The organism is Psychrobacter sp. P11G5 (genome assembly GCF_001593305.1).
Taxonomy (GTDB): domain Bacteria; phylum Pseudomonadota; class Gammaproteobacteria; order Pseudomonadales; family Moraxellaceae; genus Psychrobacter.
Genome location: NZ_CP012533.1, coordinates 3,372,714 through 3,393,574, shown reverse-complemented (window position 1 = coordinate 3,393,574; position 20,861 = coordinate 3,372,714). Strand labels below are relative to the sequence as shown.

Below are 20,861 nucleotides of genomic sequence, written 5' to 3'. Positions count from 1 at the left end.
TTTTTTTTATGGTTATTATCATTACTACACGATACGTTGTGTTTTTATGGTTTAAAAGCATTTACTGTCAGTACCTCATAAGTCAAATTAACGTAAGCCTGACCATCTTCATCTTGTGCTGAAAAATGCTGCCAATAATCCAGCTCAAATTGTTTTAAACGTGCTTTTGTCCATATAAAAGGTTGGGAGTTAGTAGATTGGGTCTGCGTTAGATTGGTCGACACTCCTGTCAGTTTCATATGTTTCAATACAGCGTAGGGATTAGCAAACGGTAAATCAAAGCGCTGAGTCGATAGCTGAATTTTCTCAAAGCCGGCATCAGCCAGTGCAAATCGCCATTCATCAATATCTGGATAGTGTAGTCCTTGACCAGTTAATGCTTTAACTTGGAGAAAGTTATTTGAAGTAAAGGTATTAAATAACAATTGACCTTTAGCTTGTAAGCACAATGCTGATTGCACTACAAAACTTAAAGGGTTATCAAACCACTGTATCGCATTGGCACTAATGATCAAGCTATGTAGTCTCTCGAAATCCATCGTCTCAGCATCACCAATCGCTATTTTGGCGGTTGGTAAAATTGATTGCAATGTAGTAGCTTGTTCCGTGCACAACTCATTGATAAGCCAATGCTGACTTTGAATACATGCCGCTAGTAGGCGTGTCATTTGACCGGTGCCTGCACCAATTTCTAACACACTATCTTGTCTGTTATGAGCAATACTGGCCAATAAATACTGACAGACTTGCTGCTGAATATTGGCATGTTGGTCATAGTCGCTGGCATTAGAAAAATGACGAGCGATGGTCTGTTTTCTGGCGCTGAAGTTATAAGGTGTGGCGAGCATTTCCATATTGTTTATCACATCCAAGTAAGTCAATTGTCGCTTGATATAGTCAATCCTATCTAAATCGGATACGGTGTCAGGCGCTCTCAGTCTACTATTGGCAGTACTTGTACTCGCCTTCCTAGTATTCAAATTATCTTTGAGCGACTCTATATAGTTAGCCTTCTACTGCATAATAGAATCATAATTGTTGTATCAATCGATCGCAGTCTTCATTCGTCAGTTTGGCATTCATGACTAAACGAATACGAGCTGTGTTTGCAGGAACGGTAGGCGGTCTGATAGGCAATGCGTAAAATCCTGCCGCTTGCAGTTGTTGCGCTTTGGCCAGAGCACGCCCATTATCGCCCAATATATAGGGAACAATAGGTGAATCATAGCTTATATTTTGGGTAGTTGACGACACAGGATGTAGGTGATTGATGGCTTGACTAAGTTTCATAGATAACTGTGCTAGATGTGTGCGTTGATCATTTAGTTTTGGCATCTTTGCCAAGATAAAGCGTGTCCATGCATGATTGATAGGAGGGAGCGCAGTACTAAAAATCAGCGGGCGCATGGTGTTAATCAGCCATTGCTTGACGACATCATCACACATTATATAAGCACCAACTGAAGCAAATGCTTTACCAAAGGTACCGACCAAATAATCAATATCAGCCAAGGTATGTGTTTCTTCTGCTAGTCCCAAACCTGTAGCGCCTAAAATACCGACTGCATGTGCTTCATCGACATAAAGCTCAATGCGAGAATCTTTGGCTTTTAAATGCACTAACTGAAGCAAATCAGCACGGTCACCATCCATACTAAAAATACTTTCAGTGACAATAATAATGCGCTCAACAGTTGGATCTGCTTGCGCAATAAATTTAGCTAAATGCTCATAATCATTATGACGGTAGCGACGATAAGTGACCATCTTGCTTTGACTCAAACGTAGTCCATCGATGATACTGGCATGTACCAGTTTGTCTGCCAAAATAAGGGTCTTGATTGGTAGCGCCGTTAGTGCTGGCAAGATACCAATATTAGCATGATAGCCGCTGTTCAATACCAACACCGATTTTAACTTATCTGCATTTTGTTTGCGGACGGCTGCCTGATACCAATTCTGCAACTCAGATTCTAGTGCTTGCAACTGTGTATCATTCCCTGTGAGCAACCGTGAGGAAGTGGCACTCATCTTAGGTAGCTGTGCCAATGGCAACTTTTCTACTTTATTTAGGAACTCAGTTTGCAACTCAATGTCGCAGCCTAGGCCTAGATAGTCGTTACTGGCAATATTAAGTAGAGTGTTGCCTTGGTTAATCACGTAACGTCCCTGATGTTCTAGGCTTGGTAAACGACGATATTGCTGCTGGGATTTCAAGTGTGTCAATGATTCTTGCAATTGCGCCACTATAAAACTTGCCATATTTATATATTCCTTTACCTTACTTCTAATTTTTGGCATTAATTATCTAACTAATAAGTGGGAAGTATTGCACAAAATAGCTACTTGTAACAAAAAATTTCATATCTTTGGGTTTGTAACCAGAGTGATGATAAACACTTGCAAATCTTAACCCTCATACTATTAAACACTGACAGAGTCTTTGAAATAGTTTGTTACTATGTACTCATCGTTAGCAAACAAGGCGATATGGCTATAACAGCCAACACTAATAACTAACTTGTTTGTCAAATTTCGTTTCAAGGAGATAACAATGAAAACTCTACAAAAAACTCTACTTGCGTTAGCAGCTGGTTCTTTATTAAGCGTGAGCGCACAAGCCGCTGTATCTTATGGTAATGGCTACACTGGTCAACCATACGTTGGTGTGAAAGTTGGTCAGTTCGACTTAGATCGTTCTGGTACAGATGATCCAACAGCATACGGTGTTTATGGCGGTTATAACTTTGACCCTAACTTCGGTATTGAAGCTGAATATGTAGGTTCAGATGATGCTGATTACTATAACGGTGAAGTTGATGCCAAAACTTATGGCGCATATGGTACTTATCGTTATGCTTTCCCAAATACCGGCTTATATGCCAAAGGTAAATTAGGTGTCGCTAAAACTGAAGTAGAAGGCAAAGGTACTTTGACACGTAATTTCTCTGATAGTGATACCAGTATTGCTGGTGGTGTAGGTCTTGGTTACTCAGTTAACTCGGACTTTAGTGTCGAAGCTGAATACGACATGCTAGGTAATGATGCAGACCTTATGACAGTCGGCGCTCAATTGAAATTCTAAGATTGTTAGCGAATAAACTAAAAAGTATAAGCTTCAAGATTTAGTAAAACAAAAAAAACGATCACTTAATGTGGTCGTTTTTTTTTGCTTAATACCATTAAGATAAAACAGTTGTTTGCTTTAGTAATTAACCCTGTTAATATACCGCCACCATTTTTGGATAAGATGGTTTTATAGTAAATAGTAATCTTTATAAGAATATTGATTAAAAATTATTTTGGGGAAATATGATGAAAGCTTTACAAAAAACATTACTGGCTTTAGTAGCTGGTTCTTTGATGAGTGTTAGTGCACAAGCGGCAGTCAACTATGCAGGGCAGCCGTATGTTGGTGTTAAAGTTGGTAAATTTTTGGTAGATACTGATGATTTAGACGATCCTACTGCTTATGGTGTTTATGCTGGTTATAATTTCGATTCTAACTTTGGTGCTGAAGTTGAGTATGTAGGCTCTAGTGACACTGATATTGACACAGGTACTAGTATCGTTAAAGCTGAATATGACCTTAAAACTTATGGTGCTTACGGTACTTACCGTTATCAATTCCCTAATACTGGTCTATATGCCAAAGGTAAACTAGGCTTTGCTAAAGCTGAAATTGATGCTTCTTTAAGTGACAATTTCGGAAATTCTATTAGTGAAAGCGATAGTGATAGTGGTCTTGCTGGTGGTATTGGTTTAGGTTATAACTTTAACCCTAACATGAGCATTGAAACTGAATATGCTTATGTTGCTGAAGATATTACTTTACTGACTTTAGGTGCAAATCTAAAATTCTAAGCTTATTAATAGACAAGTTTAGAAAAATAGACATCGAAGCTTAGTAAAACAGAAAAAACGATCACTTAATGTGGTCGTTTTTTTTGTTTAAATTTATTTGAAAACTATATCTTCATAAACCAAGCTACATCATTCCCATGAATGACAATACTGTATTGATTTTTAAGACATTATTAAGCGACAAAATGTGCTACATTAAAAGCTAGAACTGCAAAGGAGGGTACGCTGATGATTGAGACTATTTGGATGATTGAACCTTGGCACTGGCTGGTATTGGGCTTTTTATTAATGATTGCTGAGATATTTATCCCTACCTTTGCAAGCCTTTGGTTTGGCGCTGCTGCTATTATCGTTGCTGCTCTGTCATGGTTATTACCTGTCCCCTTAATATTACAAGTTATTATTTGGCTAGCTTTGTCGGTATTGTTCATGTTTGCTTGGGTTAAATATATTAAGCCATTATCGATAGACCGTACAAAAGCTGGATTGGGTGGCAGTGTGATTATCGGTGAAACTGGTATGATTGTCGTTAAGCCGCAAGCGGGTAAACTTGGAATGGTACGTTTCAATGTACCCATTGTGGGTGCAGATGAATGGCCATGCCGGACACATGATGAAACGGTCGAGGTGGGTGATCGAGTTGTTGTCACTGATATCAGCGGTAATGAGCTGATCGTCGCGCCAACTAAGCGTATAGAAGCACCTATCGTTAATCAGCCTAATATTGCCCCTGTTGTTGGCAGTCGTCCTGTCGCAAGTAAAGCTCAGGTTAATAGGTTAAATCTTAATAAACCTGGTCTTGATAGAGATCGTCTTAAAAAAAAGTTTACAGATAAGTAAGCGGTCTCAGCACTTTATTGGCAACGTTTATTTAGTAGCATGAGATATTGTTTTCTTTTCAGCATAGCAATGACTTGCAAGATCGTAAGATACATCGGAGTTGTAGAGATTAAATAAATAAGACATTGCTGCACCATTTATGGCAATGGTTCAAGGAGAGCATTATGAATAGCATCGTGAGTAGCATGAATAGTATTAGTATCGTTATGCTGGTATTAGTTGCTTTAATTGCCCTGACCGTCTTTAAGGGAGTGCGTATCGTACCGCAAGGCTATAAATGGATCGTGCAGCGTTTAGGCAAATATAATCAAACGCTAGAGCCTGGTTTAACGCTGATTATTCCTTTTATTGATACGGTGTCCTATAAAGTAACAACGAAAGATATTGTATTAGATATTCCGTCACAAGAAGTAATTACCCGCGATAATGTGGTAATTATCGCTAACGCGGTTGCTTATATTAATATCGTACGTCCTGATAAAGCAGTTTATGGTATCGAAGACTACGAGTACGGGATTCGCAATCTAGTACAAACCTCATTGCGTTCAATCATCGGTGAGATGGATTTGGACAGCGCATTATCTAGTCGTGATGAGATCAAAGCATTGCTCAAGCATGCGATTTCAGAAGATATTGCTGATTGGGGCATTACGCTAAAAACGGTAGAGATTCAAGATATTAACCCTTCGCAAACCATGCAGGCGTCAATGGAAGAGCAAGCAGCGGCAGAGCGTCTACGTCGTGCGACAGTGACGCGTGCCGATGGTCAAAAACAGGCTGCTATCTTGGAAGCGGATGGTCGCCTAGAGGCTTCACGTCGTGATGCCGAAGCGCAAGTCGTACTGGCTAAAGGGTCTGAAGAGTCGATTCGTCTTATTACCGCTGCCATGGGAGATGAAGAGATGCCGATTGTCTATTTGCTTGGTGAGCAGTATATCAAGTCGATTCGTCAGTTGGCTGAATCTAATAATTCGAAAATGGTAGTATTACCCGCTGATATCCTAAGTACGGTTAAGGGTATGGTTGGTGATAAATTGAAAGTTTAACAGACGATAGACGACTATAAACGTACACGAAAAAGACCTCAGTTGAGGTCTTTTTTATGGCTACTTTTTAATTTAGAAGATAATAAAATCAAATAACTTTAGAAAAGCGATTTTTATGCTTCTTATCAAGATATTCATCAAACACCATGGCCACGTTACGACCAAGCAGACGACCTTTTGGTAATACGCGAATACCGGCGGCATCCATATCGATGAGCTTATCTTCTTGCATCTCGCCCAACTGTTGAATTTCATCAATAAAGTAAGTAATAGCATCGATACCGAATTTTTGATTGACGTCTCTAAAGTCGATATAGTCGTGACAGAGTAAGTTCATAATCACATATTCACGTAAGCGATCCTTTATTGACGTTTTAATAACTTTTACCGCCGGCATGATAGCAGGGTTGTTTTGCGCCGCATCGATACTGGCTTGATAAGCTTGTAGATCCGTATCGTTTTGTAGGATATAGCGGGTGTTGGTATTGGCAATTTGACTGATGGATGAGACGCCAAAACCTAGCAAATCACAGTCGCCCATGATGGTATAACCTTGGAAGTTACGATGTAATTTGCCTTCACGCTGTGCGACAGCCAGCTCGTCATCAGGCTTAGCAAAGTGGTCAATACCGATATATTGATAACCAGCTTCGGTCAGCGTATTGATGGTGTTGCCAAGCATAGCGAGCTTAGCCACTGGATCTGGCAAATCCTCATCTTTAATCTGACGCTGGGCTTTAAAGCGTTCAGGCAGATGTGCATAGTTAAATACCGACAGACGATCTGGCGACATCTCGATAATGCGGCGTACCGTTTTGTCCAAGGTAGCAGGCGTTTGATGCGGCAGACCATAAATCAGGTCAATATTAATAGAGTGAAAGCCCAATTCGCGCGCTTCAGTGAGCACGTTTTCAATCAACTCTGCTGAATGCACGCGATTGACCGCGATTTGTACCATCTCATCTAAGTCCTGCACCCCTAAACTTACTCGGTTAAAACCGAGGTTGCGTAATACTTTTAAGGTCTCACCACTTAGCTCACGTGGATCAATCTCAATAGAGTAGTCGCCTTCATCTTCAGGTAAAAACTCAAACTGCGTCTGCAAAAACTCCCACAGCTGTACCATTTCTTCATCACGCAAAAACGTTGGCGTACCACCGCCTAAATGTAGCTGCTTGACGAGTGGTTTATCACTATCATCTGGCGTAGCTAATAAGCGACGTTTGTGCTTAATCTCAGCGATTAAATACTGCAGATAATCGCCTGAGTCGCTATTTTTTTTGGTGATAATTTTATTACAGGCGCAGTAGTAGCAAAGATGACGACAGAATGGAATATGGAAATATAGTGATAGTGGGGCACGAGCTTCACGATTCTGCAGGATTTTTGTCTCAAGTCCCTCTGGCATCGGTGAGAACTCTAAAGCGGTCGGGTAAGAAGTATAACGCGGCCCTGAGCGGTTGTATTTATTTATAATCGCTTCATCGAATGCGGGTAGCTGCTTAGTCATGATGCTGCCGCGCGTACTGGCATACGGATTGTCAGGCTGCATGACAGGGCGTACCGTAGTCGGCTGCTCATTAGCATGGTTGTAAGGCTGCTGGGTGTTACTGTTCACTTCACTCATGGGGCATTCCTTATACCAAATCCATCTATCTAAGATAAAAATAGCTATACTTTAAAGGCTAAAACATGGTCTATCAAAGTTTTTGATAGGGTATTAATGGCTAAATATATAGCGACTATTATAGCAAATCCTTACTATTATTGTGGTGGTTGATTGGTTTTTGTACCCCCACACTTGACTCGATAGCTATGAATTAATTGTTTAAAGAATTATTGTCCAAAAAAGACTGTAAATGTTGGCGCTCACTGATTGTCAATTCGTCTTCTGCCACTCTGATTTAACCTCATAGCATAGAATAAGGGCTAATAGTCTATTTAGTTTTTAGAAAACTACGGACGTTGTTAATCAGTTATTAGATATAATTTTTCGATAATAAGCAAAGAACCCCAGAGTTTATCTGAGCTCTTATGTATGTCTTTATAATACTTACTTCAATTTACCCTAGAGCTATTCTCTTAATTTAATCTTATTACCAACCGCTTGATTGGAGATTTCACTAGCGCTAAAAGGTAGGCGAATCCACTCTTTATTCGAGTAGCGACGCGTTTGGTCACGGTGATACGGTCTTGTGGTATCCGCCGATTGCGAGTAGGCCAGCAACGCTTCTACAACAGGCCCTTTATCATCAAAGGTCACTGTCTGCATATAAGTTGGACCGTTACTAATTGGTTTGTAGGTACCATCCTCATTTAAACCTTGACCTTGTGCAACGTTGAATATTCCTTCACGTCCTAGCCCACCATGCATAGGGATTTTTGCGTTGTTCATGCCTGCATCGATTACATATTGTAGATCCGCTAACTTGGCATCAAGGGCTATGTTTTTGCCATTAAAAAACGCGATTGAATCACCTAAAGCTTTACGCGTATCACTATCGATGATTAAATCGCGAGGCGTATTGAGCGGATCATTCACATCAAATTTAACATTAAACGCAGCATCAGTTGTTTCAGTGAAGTTGACATTACGCCAGAACTCTCTAAATACGTGAGCGCCTTTGCTATCAAGGTTGTCACGACGATCCCAGTTGGTTAGGACATTACAGGCTTGAGTAGCATCAATGGTTGCACCACTGGTTAACGGCATGATTGGATTGGCATTACAATCCGCTAATACATCGTCAAGTACCAACTCGGCAACATAACTGCGATTGCCATAAACGACATCTTGAAGGTTGTCTACAGTAAATTTAGTACCACCAAGACCGTCCGAATTGTCGAGTCGATCTAGTATCTGCTCAAATGCCATGCGAGTACGCATCAGCAGCGGCACACCGTTTACAGGATTAGGCCCTACAAATGGCTGCAAGCGTCGACGCAACAGTGGTGAAAAACCAGTTAGTGGCTCTTCAGGATTGCTCAACCAATAACTGTCATTTGAGTTGGCGACATAGTCATTACGAATTAAGAATGGCAAGTTTGAGCGTCCAAAGATGCCTGCTTGTGGTGAGTCTGCATCATTACCCCATTCACAGTCAGCCGTGCTGCCGTTTAGTGCTGGCAAGTCGAAGCTAACCAACGCTTGTAGATATGGTTGATTGGTAATACAGGTATTTAATTTTTGTGCCGTAACGTGAGGTACTGTCGAGATATCAGCGTAAAGTGCTTTGCCATTTCTGTCAGTGGCAATGGTATTAACAAACCCTAAGCCGACGATATCTTGCATACTATCTTTTAAATCTTCAACACTGGTGGCTTTGTTCATGCCCAGCCATTGATTAAGTGATCGTGGGTTCTCCGATGCTGCATCACGAATCGTAAATGCCAAATTATTAGCACCCCAAGCTGGCAAGCCACCGTTAACCTTATCAACCGCTAGCATAGGACCAAAATGCGAAAGATAGATGGGCTGCACCAACGTTTCATTATTAGGCAATTGGATAGTCACATCGACCTTCTCGATGTCACGTTGTTCGACACTACCGTCACTATTTTTATAGTTGTACTTCATGGGGTCGCCGTTCACTAGGCTCAACTGATAAAGAGTAAAGCGTTTGGCGGTAGAAACAGTATGACTCCAAGCGACATCTTTGTTAAAGCCGATATTGGGGAACGGTTGACCTTGTTGGGCAGCACCCATGACGTCAAGCTCACCGGGTAAGGTAAGATGGAATTGATAAAAGCGCTGGACTCCATTCCACGGCTCGTGTGGATTGCCATATAGTATACCGCTTTTGGTATCGGTAACATCTTTGCCTAACGCATAAGCATTACTGCCGCCATCTAGTACATTGATGGTGGTCATATCAAATTCAACTTCGGGTTCTGGGCCAATAGAACGCATTCTAGAGCTACTCATTATGCTGTTCTGTGCTGGTGGCGCTGCTGCAACGATTGGACCCACAAAGTTAGATAATCCACCGCGCAAGTTGGCTTTACCATAAAGAGCTAGCAAATCATCGACACTGATTTCACGTACCCATTTAGCTCCGGCACAATCAGGGTCAAGATTAGCCACGCCTTTATCGCGTAAATAGCGACTATAACCAGCAGCATAGCCTTTGACAGCGTCGATAACTTCTGGGTCTTGAGCCGCTAAGAATTCAGCACGTCGGGTTTGGGAGTTATACCACGTATAAAAGATGTCACTAGCGACGTTACCGTCATCTTCTAAATAAAGCATGCTCTGACCATTGGCAATCACAATTTCACGCGCCAACGAGCAGATATTATCTTCAGCAAAAGCATAACCTACACCGTAGCCTAGACCTTTATAATTCTTAGCAGTGATATGTGGTATGCCGAATTCAGTACGCTGGATATCTGCTGAATACGTCACAGAAGGAGTGTAAGAGTTATCATCGTCATCTCCGAAACAGCCGGACAATCCTAATGATACTGCTACCGTCAATAGCGTGAGTGTGCATACACGCTGATTAAGCACTTTGATGCTCATAAGCTTACCCATCCATGGTTAATTGGTGTTATGTAAAGCTGTGGCAAAAGCTAACCATTAAGCTTTACATGATCAATAAATTCCTTTTATTGCCAATAATGCTCTTGCTGGTCTTCGATATTTCAGGTTGAGGTTGAGGTTGAGGTTGAGGTTGAGGTTGAGGTTGAGGTTTTAGAATGTCCTTATACCAGTACAAACAGTCATAAGAAGTTATCAATGAAGTGTAAGCCGTAAGTCTTTGTTAAATAAGATTAAGCATAAGAGCACTCGTTTATCATATACCAACTTTAATTGTCTTTGCTAGCAAATTAATAAAGCTATTTTGGGTATAAATTCTCTATCGTTTGGCTTATATCTAGAAGCGAGTTTCTTTTTTAAAGTGTTGAACAACAAAAACTTAGGCTGCTATCGTGCATTTTATAGACTAGCTAATGAATTATCTTAATTCCAAACTCGTAATTTCAGACAGTTGTAACTTGATACGTTTATAAACAATAAAACACGACATTTGCGCGTTGATAAATAATGCTCTATTATCAATAGCTCTCTATATTAGGAAACGCTGATGTCGTTTGCCCAAGTCTATACCCGTTCAGTCGTCGGTTTGCATGCCCCAAAGGTCATCATTGAAGTTCATTTGTCGCAAGGCCTGCCAGCGTTAACGATTGTGGGTCTACCAGAAGCCGCCGTACGCGAGAGCAAAGATAGAGTGCGCTCAGCGATTCTTAATTCAGGATTTCAGTTTCCTAATCGTCGCCTAACGATTAATTTGGCACCGGCAGACCTGCCCAAAGATGGCGCAAGGCTAGATTTGCCGATTGCCATTGGTATTTTGGCAGCCAGTGATCAATTGGATCCAGAAGTATTATCAGGGTTTGAGTTTATCGGTGAGCTTGCGTTAAATGGAAATTTGCGGCAAGTGACAGGTAGCTTGGCTGTCGCTCGAGCAATAAAAGCGGAAGCGTTAGCCTTAAAAACGTCAAAAGTATCGAAGGCGTCAAAAAGTAATGAACAACAGCTGAATGAGCAACTGCAAGAACCACAAGCAGCGCAGTTAATCGTACCGATAGATAATGGAGCTGAGGCTAGCCGTGTCGAAGGGGTAGAGATATTGGCGGCGGATAGTCTAAAAGCCGTTTGCGATCATTTGCAATCACTAACAAATCCAAATGCTACTTATGAGCGTTTAGAGGTCGTTCAGCCCAGTCCGACACAGCAACATGCAGGTTATAAAGTAGATTTGGCAGATGTCAAAGGTCAACATCATGCTAGACGTGCTTTAGAAATCGCCGCTGCAGGTGGTCACTCTCTGTTATTTACAGGGCCACCTGGTTCGGGCAAGACGTTGATGGCATCGCGGCTACCGACTATCCTGCCTGATTTAAGTGACGAGGACGCGTTAGAGGTTGCCAGTACCTATTCAGTGGCAGATAGTGATTACGATTATGGTACGCGCCCATTTAGACAAGTGCATCATACCATCTCAGCCGTGGCATTGGTTGGTGGTGGCTCACGTCCGAAACCTGGTGAGATTACCCTTGCGAATAAGGGCGTTTTATTCCTTGATGAATTACCAGAATTCGATCGTACCGTGTTAGAAGTATTACGCCAGCCGTTAGAAGCGAAGCAAATCACTATTAGCCGTGCCAACTCGCAGATGACCTTTCCAGCAAACTTTCAACTGGTGGCGGCGATGAATCCTTGCCCTTGCGGATATGATGGCGATACATCAGGCCGTTGTCGTTGCCGACCTGAACAGATTAAGCGCTATCAAGATAAACTATCAGGCCCGCTACTTGATCGTATTGATTTGCATATTACTGTGCCAGCGTTACCGATTGCAGACCTGCAAAACGCTCAAGCTGGCGAAACATCTGAGCAGGTACGCACTCGAGTAGCTGTTGCTCATAAGCATCAGTTAAAGCGACAACAGAAAGTAAACAACGAGCTGAGCCCTAGCGAGATTGATAAATATATTCAGTTGGGCGAGGGCGAGCAGCAATTACTACAGCTAGCTCAGCAACGCTTGAATCTATCTGCCCGTGGTTACCATAGAGTATTGCGAGTCGCGCGCACTATCGCTGATCTTGCCGATAGTATCGACATTACTAGCGCCCATGTGTCTGAGGCGCTGAGTTATCGTAGTAAGTAGTTTATTTTTAAATTAAAACAGCCCAGTAATATTACCAGCATCGTCTAGATCAATATGCTCCGCTGAAGGGCGTTTAGGCAATCCAGGCATTTTCATGATAGGGCCACAAATCACCACGATAAAACCTGCGCCAGAGGAGATGCTGATATCGCGCACATGAATATTAAAACCCGTAGGCCGCCCCAGTAGTTTGGCATTATCACTAAGCGAATACTGGGTTTTGGCGATACAAACTGGCATCTTATCGAGATTGAGTTCTTCTAGGCGGCTTATCTTAGCCTCGGCCAGACTGCTAATATCAATATCATCAGCCCCATAGATTCGCTGCGCAATCGTGCGAATTTTCTCTGCAATACTGTTGTCACTGTCATAAGCTAAACGAAATTGACTAGGTTTATTACTGTTGTCATTGAGCAAACTTAGTAAAGTATTTGCTAATTCTTCACCGCCAGCGCCACCTTTCTCCCATACTTGCGTTAGGGCAACTTCCACGCCTTTTTCTAGGCAAGCTTGTCGCACCAGCTCAATCTCAGCGTCGGTATCACTGACAAACTGGTTAATGGCGACGACTACGGGCAGTCCATAGACTTCTTGCATATTTTCGATATGCTTCATTAGATTTGGCAGGCCTTGCTCAAGCGCTGCTAAGTTTTCAATGGTTAGATTTTCTTTGGCGACACAACCATTGTATTTTAACGCTCGAATGGTGGCGACGATAACAGCCGCATCTGGCGTCAATCCTGACAATCGACACTTGATATCACAGAACTTTTGCGCACCAAGGTCGGCACCAAAACCCGCCTCAGTAAGCGTATAGTCTGCCAAATGCATGGCAACGCGGGTTGCAATAACGGAGTTACAGCCGTGGGCGATATTGGCAAATGGACCGCCGTGGACGATGGCAGGCGTACCCTCAATCGTTTGGACTAAATTGGGTTTAATGGCTTCTTTTAACAGTACCGCCATTGCACCATGAGCATTGAGGTTTTTGGCGTAGATTGGCTGTTTGTCTTTGTTATAAGCTATTAAGATATTACCTAGGCGCTGTTTTAAATCGTTTAAGTCTGTCGCCAAGCACAAGATAGCCATCACTTCAGAGGCGACAGTAATATCAAAACCATCCTCACGCATCACGCCATCTGTGGTCTTGCCGATACCGCTGATAATATTGCGCAGTTGACGATCATTCATATCTACTGCACGACGCCAGAATACTTGTTTTGGATCGATATTCAGCTCGTTACCTTGATAGATATGGTTGTCTAATAGCGCTGCCAGCAGGTTATTTGCCGCCCCGATCGCATGAAAGTCACCGGTAAAGTGCAGGTTGATATCTTCCATAGGTAGTACTTGCGCGTAACCGCCACCAGCTGCGCCACCTTTGATCCCAAAGACTGGGCCAATGGATGGCTCACGTATGGCAACCACCGTTCTCTCACCGCTGTTTTGTTGCTTGTGGATGCGGTTCAGAGCATCAGCCAAGCCGATGGTGACCGTGGTTTTGCCTTCGCCAGCAGGCGTTGGGTTAATGGCAGTGACCAATATTAATTTGCTCTGCTTTGCCTTAGCTGGCATGGCAAACACATCGGCTGGATTTATTTTTGCCTTAAAATGTCCGTAAGGTTCGATGTGAGTGGCTGATAAACCAAGTTTTTGTGCAATGTCATTGATGGGCTGTAAGGTAACATTTTGGGCGATGGCAATATCGCTAGGTACGGTCATATCAAAGGTCTCGTCGCAGAATGCAAGTGCGTAGGGTAAAGGGTTATTTGCTTATCAATTAATTATTCTAGTTCTATTAAAAGGCCAATCTTTTAAAATATTAAGCCTTTAAGAGGTATTTAACCAAGGCAGCAAAATCATCAAATGCTTCGGTAGGGTTTAGATCTCGAATGTCTTGCCCATAGTTATAACCATAAGACAATCCAAGTGTGTTCATACTGGCGTTTTGTCCAGCTAATATATCGTTTCTTGAATCACCAATCATGACCGCTTGGTCTGGGGTGACATCTAACGCCTCACAGACATGCATTAGAGGAGCGGGATCTGGTTTTTTAACGGGTAGGCTATCACCGCCTAAGACTTCTACAAATAAATCCTGCCAGCCAAAGGATTGCAAGATTTTAGGAACGAAACGAATGGGTTTATTGGTCACTAATGCCAACGTATAGCCCGCTGCTTTGAGTTTTTTTAGTCCGCTGTCTACATCTGGGTAGGCGACGGTTTTGCTACCACTAATATTGTTATAAGCCTCAAAAAATACTTGCTCAGCGTGATCGGCTTCCTCGACCGTTAGTTCACCTTCTAAGACTTCTATCTTGCCCACCAACGCGCGCTCGACCAGCATCCTTGAGCCATTGCCGACCCAGTTACGTATGGTGTCGAGAGAGTAGGTTTCTTTACCAAGAGTGGTAAGCATGGCGTTGGTGGCATCAGCCAAATCTGGCACACTATCGATTAAGGTGCCATCGAAGTCAAAAATTAAAAGTTGCTTATCCATTATTCCTCGCTACCTAGAAGTATTGCATTCGTTTTTTAAGTTATTAGATTTAAATTTTAGGTTTTCGTTCTGTATTACCATAGCACAGCAAACCGTTAAAACTAACTGTTACTAATGTTTTTAATATCTGACTTTCAATATATGCTATTCAACTTCTTTATAGCGCTCACGATGCTCTTTTTTCATCTTTAGATAGGTTTCATTTTTGCGGCACATATCCCATTTTTGTTTAAAAATACGGGCAGATTCTGCTTTAATCGGATCTTCCTCTTGCCGTGGTAATTCTTCGCGCCCATGGGCCCCGCTTTGGCCTTTTTTATCATCAGGTACTGGTCCCTTATATTTTTTGCCGCCTTTATGATTGGCGTAGCGACGCGCGCGGGTATAGCCCATTTGGATGAATTTGCGCGCCATATCCGCACCGACGAAGTCATCGGCAGCCAGATAATCTAAAAACAACTGATAAATAGTCTCGCTGCTTTCTGTCGCAATATCAGGCGTGGCAAAGCGCCAGTGCGGCAGGATTTCGGACTTATAAGGTTCTACCAATAATACGCCTTGTTCACCACGACCGACGCGGTACAGCTCAGGCTGCGCACGTAAGTCTAAGTTTTTATAATCCAAATCATAATCAAACTCTCTCATAGCTTGTCCCTATTAGTAATCATCTAGTAGCAATCTTTCTAGAATTCAGCTGTCAAATTTATCATTATCAATACTATCGAGTATACTGAGCGCAGCTGTCTAAAAAACAGCACAAAAATGTTATGCAACCGTGACAGTAAGTGTTTAGCATGAGAAGAGTCATTAGTAGAATCAATCATTGAGCAGGTCTAAGCAGGTAGATTTCATGGCAGGTAATAAAAATATCGTAAATAAAATCAGCTTAGCTGGCTCAACTTTTACGATGTCATTAACAAGCGCACTTATGATATCAGCGCTGCTACTCACAAGTGTGCTAAGCACTAATGCGGCTCATAGCGCGTGGTTTGAGCGTTTGATTCCGCAAGGCGAGACCTATATGGTGCGTGAGATAGATCGTGATTTGGCATTTGTGATTGATGGTTTTATCTATGATGCCCGTACTTCTTGTTTTTTAGCAGTGGGCGATCGAGTGATATTTTTTGAAGGGCGTCACGGTATTGATTACCGCGCAACAATTTATGATTTAGACTCGCGTGAGCGTTGTCATTTGCTATTACGCGGTCGGCTGTATCAAGAGTAGTGTCTTATTATGGACTGACTATCTAACTTACTATATAAAAGGCCATAAAAATTAAGCATAAAAAAAGCCCCGAACAGTAATGTTTGGGGCTTTTTAGAATTCTTAAACGAATGGTGGCTCGAGGCAGGTTCGAACTGCCGACACACGGATTTTCAATCCGTTGCTCTACCGACTGAGCTATCGAGCCGTCTTCGTTGAGGCGCTATTAAACTAAATATAGGCGTTACTGTCAAGTGGTTTTTGCATAATAGGCGATAAAAAGGCATAAATAGTCAAATATAAGCTCAATCCAAGGTTTTAACCTTAGGATTAATCCTTAACACGCAGTAGCTCATATTCGCTCATGATACGGTGAATATCCGCATCAACAGGGACAAATTCACGTACGCCTTTTTTCACTTCGGCATCATAAACCAATTTAATAAACTTGGCATCGATGGCGCGTTTTCGATTTTCTGCATGCACGGTAAGATACTGCAAGCGCTTGGCATCAGTTTGCCCATCATCAAAGCAGGCAACGGCGGCGATAGGCTTATCATTAAACATACCGACGTAAAGATACTGACCACGCTTAAAACCTTGCTCAACGATATTTAATACCTCGAGACCATCAGGCTGCGCATCATCGCTATCATACAAGGCATGCAGGCGCTCAGATAACTCATTCTCACGTGCAGGTTTCTTAATGAGTGGGGCATCCAAGCTATTGATGGCAATCGCTTCTAAAGGCATAGTTGGTTCCTAGTAAGTTGATATAGCATGGCGTTGTAGAATCAGTACGGGTAATGATTGATAAAACTGAATTCACTATTTTAGCAGAATGACATGATTTTGTGCGTGGTTTACTGCTTGGTCGTGGCAGTAGTGGTTAGGGTTTGCTATGATGAGGCTAGGCAGTGTTTCTTATACATGAAGCTAATGCATAAAAGTTATGTAATCAACTTAGGTAAGAAACCTATGTAAGCAACTGAATAACTGGGCATTTTACCTAGACACTACCCCCTCTTTTGGATTTTTCCGTTATTATCTGATTTAGATACGAATGACAATTTATTGGGCGCTTTTTCGTCCTATTTTATTGACCGCTTTTCATTGATAGAGAGTAGACATGACCGCCAATTCAACAACGACATCTGAGCAAAATCCATCTTCAAATCTTAACCTACATGGTCGCCCAGCACGTATCGCCACCGTCGAGCGTATTACTGCAGAGACGCAAGTTACCTGTACCGTTAATCTTGATGGTACGGGTCAAGGCACTGTAGACACTGGTGTGCCATTCTTGGATCACATGATTGATCAAATCAAGCGTCACGGTTTGTTTGACTTAGACATCAAATGCACCGGCGATACTTTTATCGATGATCACCACAGTGTTGAAGATACGGGCATTACCCTTGGACAAGCCTTTAATAAAGCTCTAGGCGATAAAAAAGGCATCCGTCGTTATGGGCATTTTTATGCGCCACTTGATGAAGCTTTAACGCGCGCAGTCGTTGATCTGTCAGGTCGTCCGGGTTTGCATATGGACATTCCTTTTACCCGTTCACACGTGGGTAAGTTCGATGTCGATTTATTTAGTGAGTTCTTCTACGGCTTCGTCAATCACTCTTGGATGACGGTGCATTTGGATAATCTCAAAGGCAAAAACAGCCATCACCAAATCGAATCTACTTTTAAAGCCTTTGCTCGTGCGTTACGTATGGCGTGTGAATATGATGAGCGTGCGTTGAATACGCTACCGTCGACCAAAGAGGCGTTCTAGATGAGTAGAGCTACAAAGATTGCACTATTAGATTATGGCATGGGTAATTTGCACTCAGCTGGCAAAGCATTATCAGCGGTAGGCGCAGAAGTCTCTATTACCAATAACCCAAAAGTCGTCGCTGCAGCCGACAAAATCGTTTTCCCCGGTGTCGGTGCCATGCGCGATTGCATCATTGGTATGCATGAAGCAGGGATTGATGAGGTCGTACGTCAGGCGATATTTAACAAGCCTGTCATGGCTATCTGTGTTGGTATGCAGGCGTTATTTGAGCAGACCGCTGAGAATGGCGGTACGGATTGCTTAGATATTTTAAACGGCACGGTAGAAGCCTTTGACCCAACGTGGAAAGACGAGCAGGGCGCCACGATTAAAGTACCGCACATGGGCTGGAATACCATTAACAGTATGGATTTTGACCATCCACTGTGGAATGGCATAGGCAACAACGCGCACTTTTACTTTGTGCACAGCTACTATTGCGCGCCTACCGATAGCTCACAAGTAGCTGCCGTTTGTGATTATGGTCAGCCATTTTGTGCCAGTGTTATTCAAGACAACTTATTTGCCACCCAGTTCCATCCAGAAAAAAGCCACACCGCTGGCTTGCAACTGTTAAAGAACTTCGTTGAGTGGGATGTGTAGCCAATCCCGCCTTACGCTTGTATCTGCCTAGACGCTGGCGTGCAGACTTATAGGTCTGGTAGCGTTCCATCTAAAACCGAGCGACCACTCCCAGACCTAGTCCGCAACGCCATCGTCGTTAGCAGGATACCGCTACAGTCGGGGCTAGCGGTAATATCGTGACCTTGCGACTATATGTCGTAGTTTTGCCAATTTTCTCTTTGCTACCTAGCCTCACTATTAAAAATGCTATTCAGCATCAGCATTATCGGTTAGTCTAGGGCATCTTAAATTTGGAACAACCCAGTGGACTTTACTGCCTTTAAAATCGATATCATTGAGATAACCGGACTGGCCAAAGATGCTCTGCATATCTATGTTGGCGTCGGCGTTTATTTGCTATGCCTGCTTGTGCTGCTGCCCATCATCAAAAAGCAAGGTATTAGGTCATTCATGGCGTTAATCGTGGTGACTGGCATTGCTTTATTGGGAGAGTATTTGGATAACCTCCATATTATTAGGCCGAGAGGTTTTTCTGCATTAGGAATGATAGACATAAAGGCAAGTATCCGTGATCTTATCAATACTTGCTTGGTACCCTATGTGCTTCATGCATTGAATAAGTGGACGACAATCTTTCATCCAACCAATAAACCTCAATCCATGACTAAACGGCACAAAAAAACGGACTACTAATGAGTCCGTTTTTTATTTCTATAATTAACCATTCCTACGATAAAGTGCTTTAAGAATTCTTATTTGCAGCCTCATCGTATAATTCACGCACCACCTCACCAATCACTGCAATACCATCCGTTAATGTCTGCTCGTCCGCAGCGATACTCATGCGAATACATTCGTGCGCATGCTGATAGTCGCTAACATCAACACCAGGGAAGAAGAATTGGCTTGGTACGACGAGCGTGCCTTTTTCTTTAAGACGCTCATATAGCTCAAGCGTGGTAATCGGCAAGTCTTTAAACCATAGCCAAAAGAATATCGCACCCTCTGGCTTATGAATCATCAAAGGATAATCACCCAGCGCTTCTTTCAAAAGTCTCACAGCCAGTTTTGCTTGCTGCTGATAAAACGGCTTGATGTCGTTGTCCGATAGCTGCTTGATACGGTCGTTTTCTACCAATGGCTTGGCAATGGCGGCACCAAAGCGGGTAGGGGCTAGATTGACCACCGCATTCATGGCGCTGACCGCTGCGATCACTTCAGGAGCCGCGACGATGATGCCAGTACGTACGCCCGGTAAGCCAATTTTAGAGAGACTAAAGCAAAGAATTGTATTCTCATCCCACGTCAGATGCGCGTCTGAATAAATGATATTAGGGAACGGCATACCGTAAGCATTATCAATAATCAGTGGCACATCGTAGCGTTTGGCAATCTCGGCTAAGTGCGCCATTTCATCATCGGTCAAGACGTTGCCCGTTGGGTTGGTTGGGCGCGAGCAGCAAATCGCCCCAATACGACCTTCTTTGAGCGCGGGCAAGTTCTCTAATGCCTCAAAATCCACCCGATATTTAAAGAAGCCTTCTTCGCCATTATGAGTGACTTCATCGATATGCGGCAACACCGACATAAAGTGCTGACCATCGACGTGTACATCACTATAGCCAATATATTCAGGGGCAAGTGGTAGCAGGATAGATTTATCGACGGACTGGTTGTCTTTATCTTGACCATGCTCATCAAGCTTATTATCACTGAAGGCCCCGCCGAATAGATTGAACAAATAAAAGAAAGCATTCTGTGAGCCATTGGTCAGGGCGATATTTTCCGCGCTCAAGTTCCAATCATAATGGCGGTTAAAGAAGTCGACCAACGCATCAATAAACGCCGCGTCACCTTGTGGATTCGAGTAGTTACTCATGCTATTAAGCGCAGTGTTATCCGAATGCTTCTCTTTTACGCTGGCGTCTTGTTCGGCATCGAGGATATCTTGCCCAAGCGCTTGATAGGTCTGCAAAAACACTTCATTCACCGCATCGATACGCGCAGGGTTACCACCACCAAGCATATTGACGGGCTTATCGCTTTTTAGCGCATCGCCCAGATCATCCATCAGTTGCGAGATGCCAGTTGGCTGAGTAAATTTCTGACCAAATTTTGAGAATTTCATAAGGTTACCATGCTGTTTTGGAGGAGGTTGTCATGTTATTTGATTGGTAAAGTGGCGCTAGTATATCAAATGACGGCGACGAGGTGAGTAAACAACCTTGCTTGATGCAGACCTTAATACACAAGAGCTTGTCCGATGTCTAACAAACGCTAACACATCCTCAGCTGTAACCCTTATATAGTAAGTTTTAAA

The 20,861-nt window shown here is 42.8% G+C and carries 17 protein-coding genes, 1 tRNA gene and 1 pseudogene; 9 read left to right on the top strand and 10 right to left on the bottom strand.

Annotated features, from left to right (window positions below):
* Window positions 1-44 precede the first annotated feature (44 nt).
* Together AK825_RS13930 and AK825_RS13925 are read right to left on the bottom strand one after the other, a co-directional pair.
* Window positions 45-854, bottom strand: a complete 810-nt coding sequence (locus AK825_RS13930) for a methyltransferase domain-containing protein (RefSeq protein WP_068038745.1) — start codon at window positions 852-854, stop codon at window positions 45-47.
* A 175-nt stretch (window positions 855-1,029) separates the two neighbouring features.
* On the bottom strand, window positions 1,030-2,262 hold the full coding sequence (locus AK825_RS13925; protein WP_068038743.1) for an 8-amino-7-oxononanoate synthase: 1,233 nt from the start codon (window positions 2,260-2,262) through the stop codon (window positions 1,030-1,032).
* 292 nt (window positions 2,263-2,554) lie between these two features.
* Between AK825_RS13925 and AK825_RS13920 the strand changes: the two genes are divergently transcribed.
* The 4 genes and pseudogenes from AK825_RS13920 (at window position 2,555) to AK825_RS13905 (ending at window position 5,750) form a co-directional block, all read left to right on the top strand.
* Window positions 2,555-3,085: a porin family protein gene (locus AK825_RS13920; protein WP_068038740.1), complete on the top strand. Its 531-nt coding sequence runs from the start codon at window positions 2,555-2,557 to the stop codon at window positions 3,083-3,085.
* Between the two features lie 230 nt (window positions 3,086-3,315).
* Window positions 3,316-3,864 (top strand): porin family protein, encoded by a 549-nt coding sequence (locus tag AK825_RS13915; protein WP_068038736.1) that lies wholly within the window; start codon window positions 3,316-3,318, stop codon window positions 3,862-3,864.
* Between the two features lie 228 nt (window positions 3,865-4,092).
* Window positions 4,093-4,548, top strand: a pseudogene (locus AK825_RS13910) (NfeD family protein); the annotation flags it as partial.
* Window positions 4,549-4,889: 341 nt separating this feature from the next.
* A complete protein-coding gene (locus AK825_RS13905) occupies window positions 4,890-5,750 on the top strand; it encodes an SPFH domain-containing protein (protein ID WP_068039533.1) in 861 nt (286 codons plus the stop codon).
* An 88-nt stretch (window positions 5,751-5,838) separates the two neighbouring features.
* Here the strand turns inward: AK825_RS13905 and hemN are convergent, their stop codons facing one another.
* Both hemN and AK825_RS13895 read right to left on the bottom strand, forming a co-directional pair.
* Complete coding sequence (gene hemN / locus AK825_RS13900) at window positions 5,839-7,377, bottom strand: oxygen-independent coproporphyrinogen III oxidase (RefSeq protein ID WP_068038733.1); 1,539 nt, start codon at window positions 7,375-7,377, stop codon at window positions 5,839-5,841.
* A 447-nt stretch (window positions 7,378-7,824) separates the two neighbouring features.
* Window positions 7,825-10,272 carry a penicillin acylase family protein gene (locus tag AK825_RS13895; RefSeq protein ID WP_068038730.1) on the bottom strand — a complete coding sequence of 816 codons (2,448 nt, stop codon included), beginning with the start codon at window positions 10,270-10,272 and terminating at the stop codon, window positions 7,825-7,827.
* A gap of 565 nt (window positions 10,273-10,837) precedes the next feature.
* Between AK825_RS13895 and AK825_RS13890 the strand changes: the two genes are divergently transcribed.
* The gene (locus AK825_RS13890; protein ID WP_068038728.1) at window positions 10,838-12,424 is read left to right on the top strand and encodes a YifB family Mg chelatase-like AAA ATPase; all 1,587 of its coding nucleotides are present in this window, start codon (window positions 10,838-10,840) and stop codon (window positions 12,422-12,424) included.
* A 12-nt stretch (window positions 12,425-12,436) separates the two neighbouring features.
* Here the strand turns inward: AK825_RS13890 and AK825_RS13885 are convergent, their stop codons facing one another.
* The 3 genes from AK825_RS13885 to AK825_RS13875 form a co-directional block, all read right to left on the bottom strand.
* The gene (locus AK825_RS13885) at window positions 12,437-14,146 is read right to left on the bottom strand and encodes a formate--tetrahydrofolate ligase (RefSeq protein WP_068038725.1); all 1,710 of its coding nucleotides are present in this window, start codon (window positions 14,144-14,146) and stop codon (window positions 12,437-12,439) included.
* Window positions 14,147-14,246: 100 nt separating this feature from the next.
* Window positions 14,247-14,924 carry a phosphoglycolate phosphatase gene (locus AK825_RS13880; RefSeq protein WP_068038722.1) on the bottom strand — a complete coding sequence of 226 codons (678 nt, stop codon included), beginning with the start codon at window positions 14,922-14,924 and terminating at the stop codon, window positions 14,247-14,249.
* A gap of 144 nt (window positions 14,925-15,068) precedes the next feature.
* A complete protein-coding gene (locus tag AK825_RS13875; protein ID WP_068038719.1) occupies window positions 15,069-15,569 on the bottom strand; it encodes a DUF4385 domain-containing protein in 501 nt (166 codons plus the stop codon).
* A 205-nt stretch (window positions 15,570-15,774) separates the two neighbouring features.
* Between AK825_RS13875 and AK825_RS13870 the strand changes: the two genes are divergently transcribed.
* Window positions 15,775-16,149 (top strand): hypothetical protein, encoded by a 375-nt coding sequence (locus tag AK825_RS13870; RefSeq protein ID WP_068038716.1) that lies wholly within the window; start codon window positions 15,775-15,777, stop codon window positions 16,147-16,149.
* A gap of 111 nt (window positions 16,150-16,260) precedes the next feature.
* On the opposite strand, the gene AK825_RS13865 is transcribed toward AK825_RS13870, so the two are convergent.
* Together AK825_RS13865 and AK825_RS13860 are read right to left on the bottom strand one after the other, a co-directional pair.
* Window positions 16,261-16,336 (bottom strand) — tRNA-Phe (locus AK825_RS13865).
* A gap of 122 nt (window positions 16,337-16,458) precedes the next feature.
* Complete coding sequence (locus AK825_RS13860; RefSeq protein ID WP_068038710.1) at window positions 16,459-16,881, bottom strand: acetyl-CoA sensor PanZ family protein; 423 nt, start codon at window positions 16,879-16,881, stop codon at window positions 16,459-16,461.
* A 376-nt stretch (window positions 16,882-17,257) separates the two neighbouring features.
* Here AK825_RS13860 and hisB point away from each other — a divergent pair, with 376 nt between their 5' ends.
* The 3 genes from hisB (at window position 17,258) to AK825_RS13845 (ending at window position 19,234) form a co-directional block, all read left to right on the top strand.
* Window positions 17,258-17,914, top strand: a complete 657-nt coding sequence (gene hisB / locus AK825_RS13855) for an imidazoleglycerol-phosphate dehydratase HisB (protein ID WP_068038706.1) — start codon at window positions 17,258-17,260, stop codon at window positions 17,912-17,914.
* Window positions 17,915-18,559 (top strand): imidazole glycerol phosphate synthase subunit HisH, encoded by a 645-nt coding sequence (gene hisH / locus AK825_RS13850; protein ID WP_068038704.1) that lies wholly within the window; start codon window positions 17,915-17,917, stop codon window positions 18,557-18,559. It begins immediately after the preceding gene.
* 285 nt (window positions 18,560-18,844) lie between these two features.
* Window positions 18,845-19,234 carry a hypothetical protein gene (locus AK825_RS13845; RefSeq protein WP_068038701.1) on the top strand — a complete coding sequence of 130 codons (390 nt, stop codon included), beginning with the start codon at window positions 18,845-18,847 and terminating at the stop codon, window positions 19,232-19,234.
* Between the two features lie 49 nt (window positions 19,235-19,283).
* Here the strand turns inward: AK825_RS13845 and AK825_RS13840 are convergent, their stop codons facing one another.
* Window positions 19,284-20,669, bottom strand: a complete 1,386-nt coding sequence (locus tag AK825_RS13840; RefSeq protein ID WP_068038698.1) for a valine--pyruvate transaminase — start codon at window positions 20,667-20,669, stop codon at window positions 19,284-19,286.
* Between the last annotated feature and the right edge of the window lie 192 nt (window positions 20,670-20,861).

Excerpts from the sequence above, each read along its gene's own strand:
- AK825_RS13930 (WP_068038745.1), bottom strand. The coding sequence starts at position 854 with ATGGAAATGCTCGCCACACCTTATAACTTCAGCGCCAGAAAACAGACC.
- AK825_RS13885 (WP_068038725.1), bottom strand. The coding sequence starts at position 14,146 with ATGACCGTACCTAGCGATATTGCCATCGCCCAAAATGTTACCTTACAG.
- AK825_RS13840 (WP_068038698.1), bottom strand. The coding sequence starts at position 20,669 with ATGAAATTCTCAAAATTTGGTCAGAAATTTACTCAGCCAACTGGCATC.
- AK825_RS13905 (WP_068039533.1), top strand. The coding sequence starts at position 4,890 with ATGAATAGTATTAGTATCGTTATGCTGGTATTAGTTGCTTTAATTGCC.
- hisH (WP_068038704.1), top strand. The coding sequence starts at position 17,915 with ATGAGTAGAGCTACAAAGATTGCACTATTAGATTATGGCATGGGTAAT.
- AK825_RS13875 (WP_068038719.1), bottom strand. The coding sequence starts at position 15,569 with ATGAGAGAGTTTGATTATGATTTGGATTATAAAAACTTAGACTTACGT.
- AK825_RS13920 (WP_068038740.1), top strand. The coding sequence starts at position 2,555 with ATGAAAACTCTACAAAAAACTCTACTTGCGTTAGCAGCTGGTTCTTTA.
- AK825_RS13915 (WP_068038736.1), top strand. The coding sequence starts at position 3,316 with ATGAAAGCTTTACAAAAAACATTACTGGCTTTAGTAGCTGGTTCTTTG.
- AK825_RS13890 (WP_068038728.1), top strand. The coding sequence starts at position 10,838 with ATGTCGTTTGCCCAAGTCTATACCCGTTCAGTCGTCGGTTTGCATGCC.
- AK825_RS13860 (WP_068038710.1), bottom strand. The coding sequence starts at position 16,881 with ATGCCTTTAGAAGCGATTGCCATCAATAGCTTGGATGCCCCACTCATT.
- AK825_RS13880 (WP_068038722.1), bottom strand. The coding sequence starts at position 14,924 with ATGGATAAGCAACTTTTAATTTTTGACTTCGATGGCACCTTAATCGAT.
- AK825_RS13925 (WP_068038743.1), bottom strand. The coding sequence starts at position 2,262 with ATGGCAAGTTTTATAGTGGCGCAATTGCAAGAATCATTGACACACTTG.
- hemN (WP_068038733.1), bottom strand. The coding sequence starts at position 7,377 with ATGAGTGAAGTGAACAGTAACACCCAGCAGCCTTACAACCATGCTAAT.
- AK825_RS13870 (WP_068038716.1), top strand. The coding sequence starts at position 15,775 with ATGGCAGGTAATAAAAATATCGTAAATAAAATCAGCTTAGCTGGCTCA.
- hisB (WP_068038706.1), top strand. The coding sequence starts at position 17,258 with ATGACCGCCAATTCAACAACGACATCTGAGCAAAATCCATCTTCAAAT.
- AK825_RS13895 (WP_068038730.1), bottom strand. The coding sequence starts at position 10,272 with ATGAGCATCAAAGTGCTTAATCAGCGTGTATGCACACTCACGCTATTG.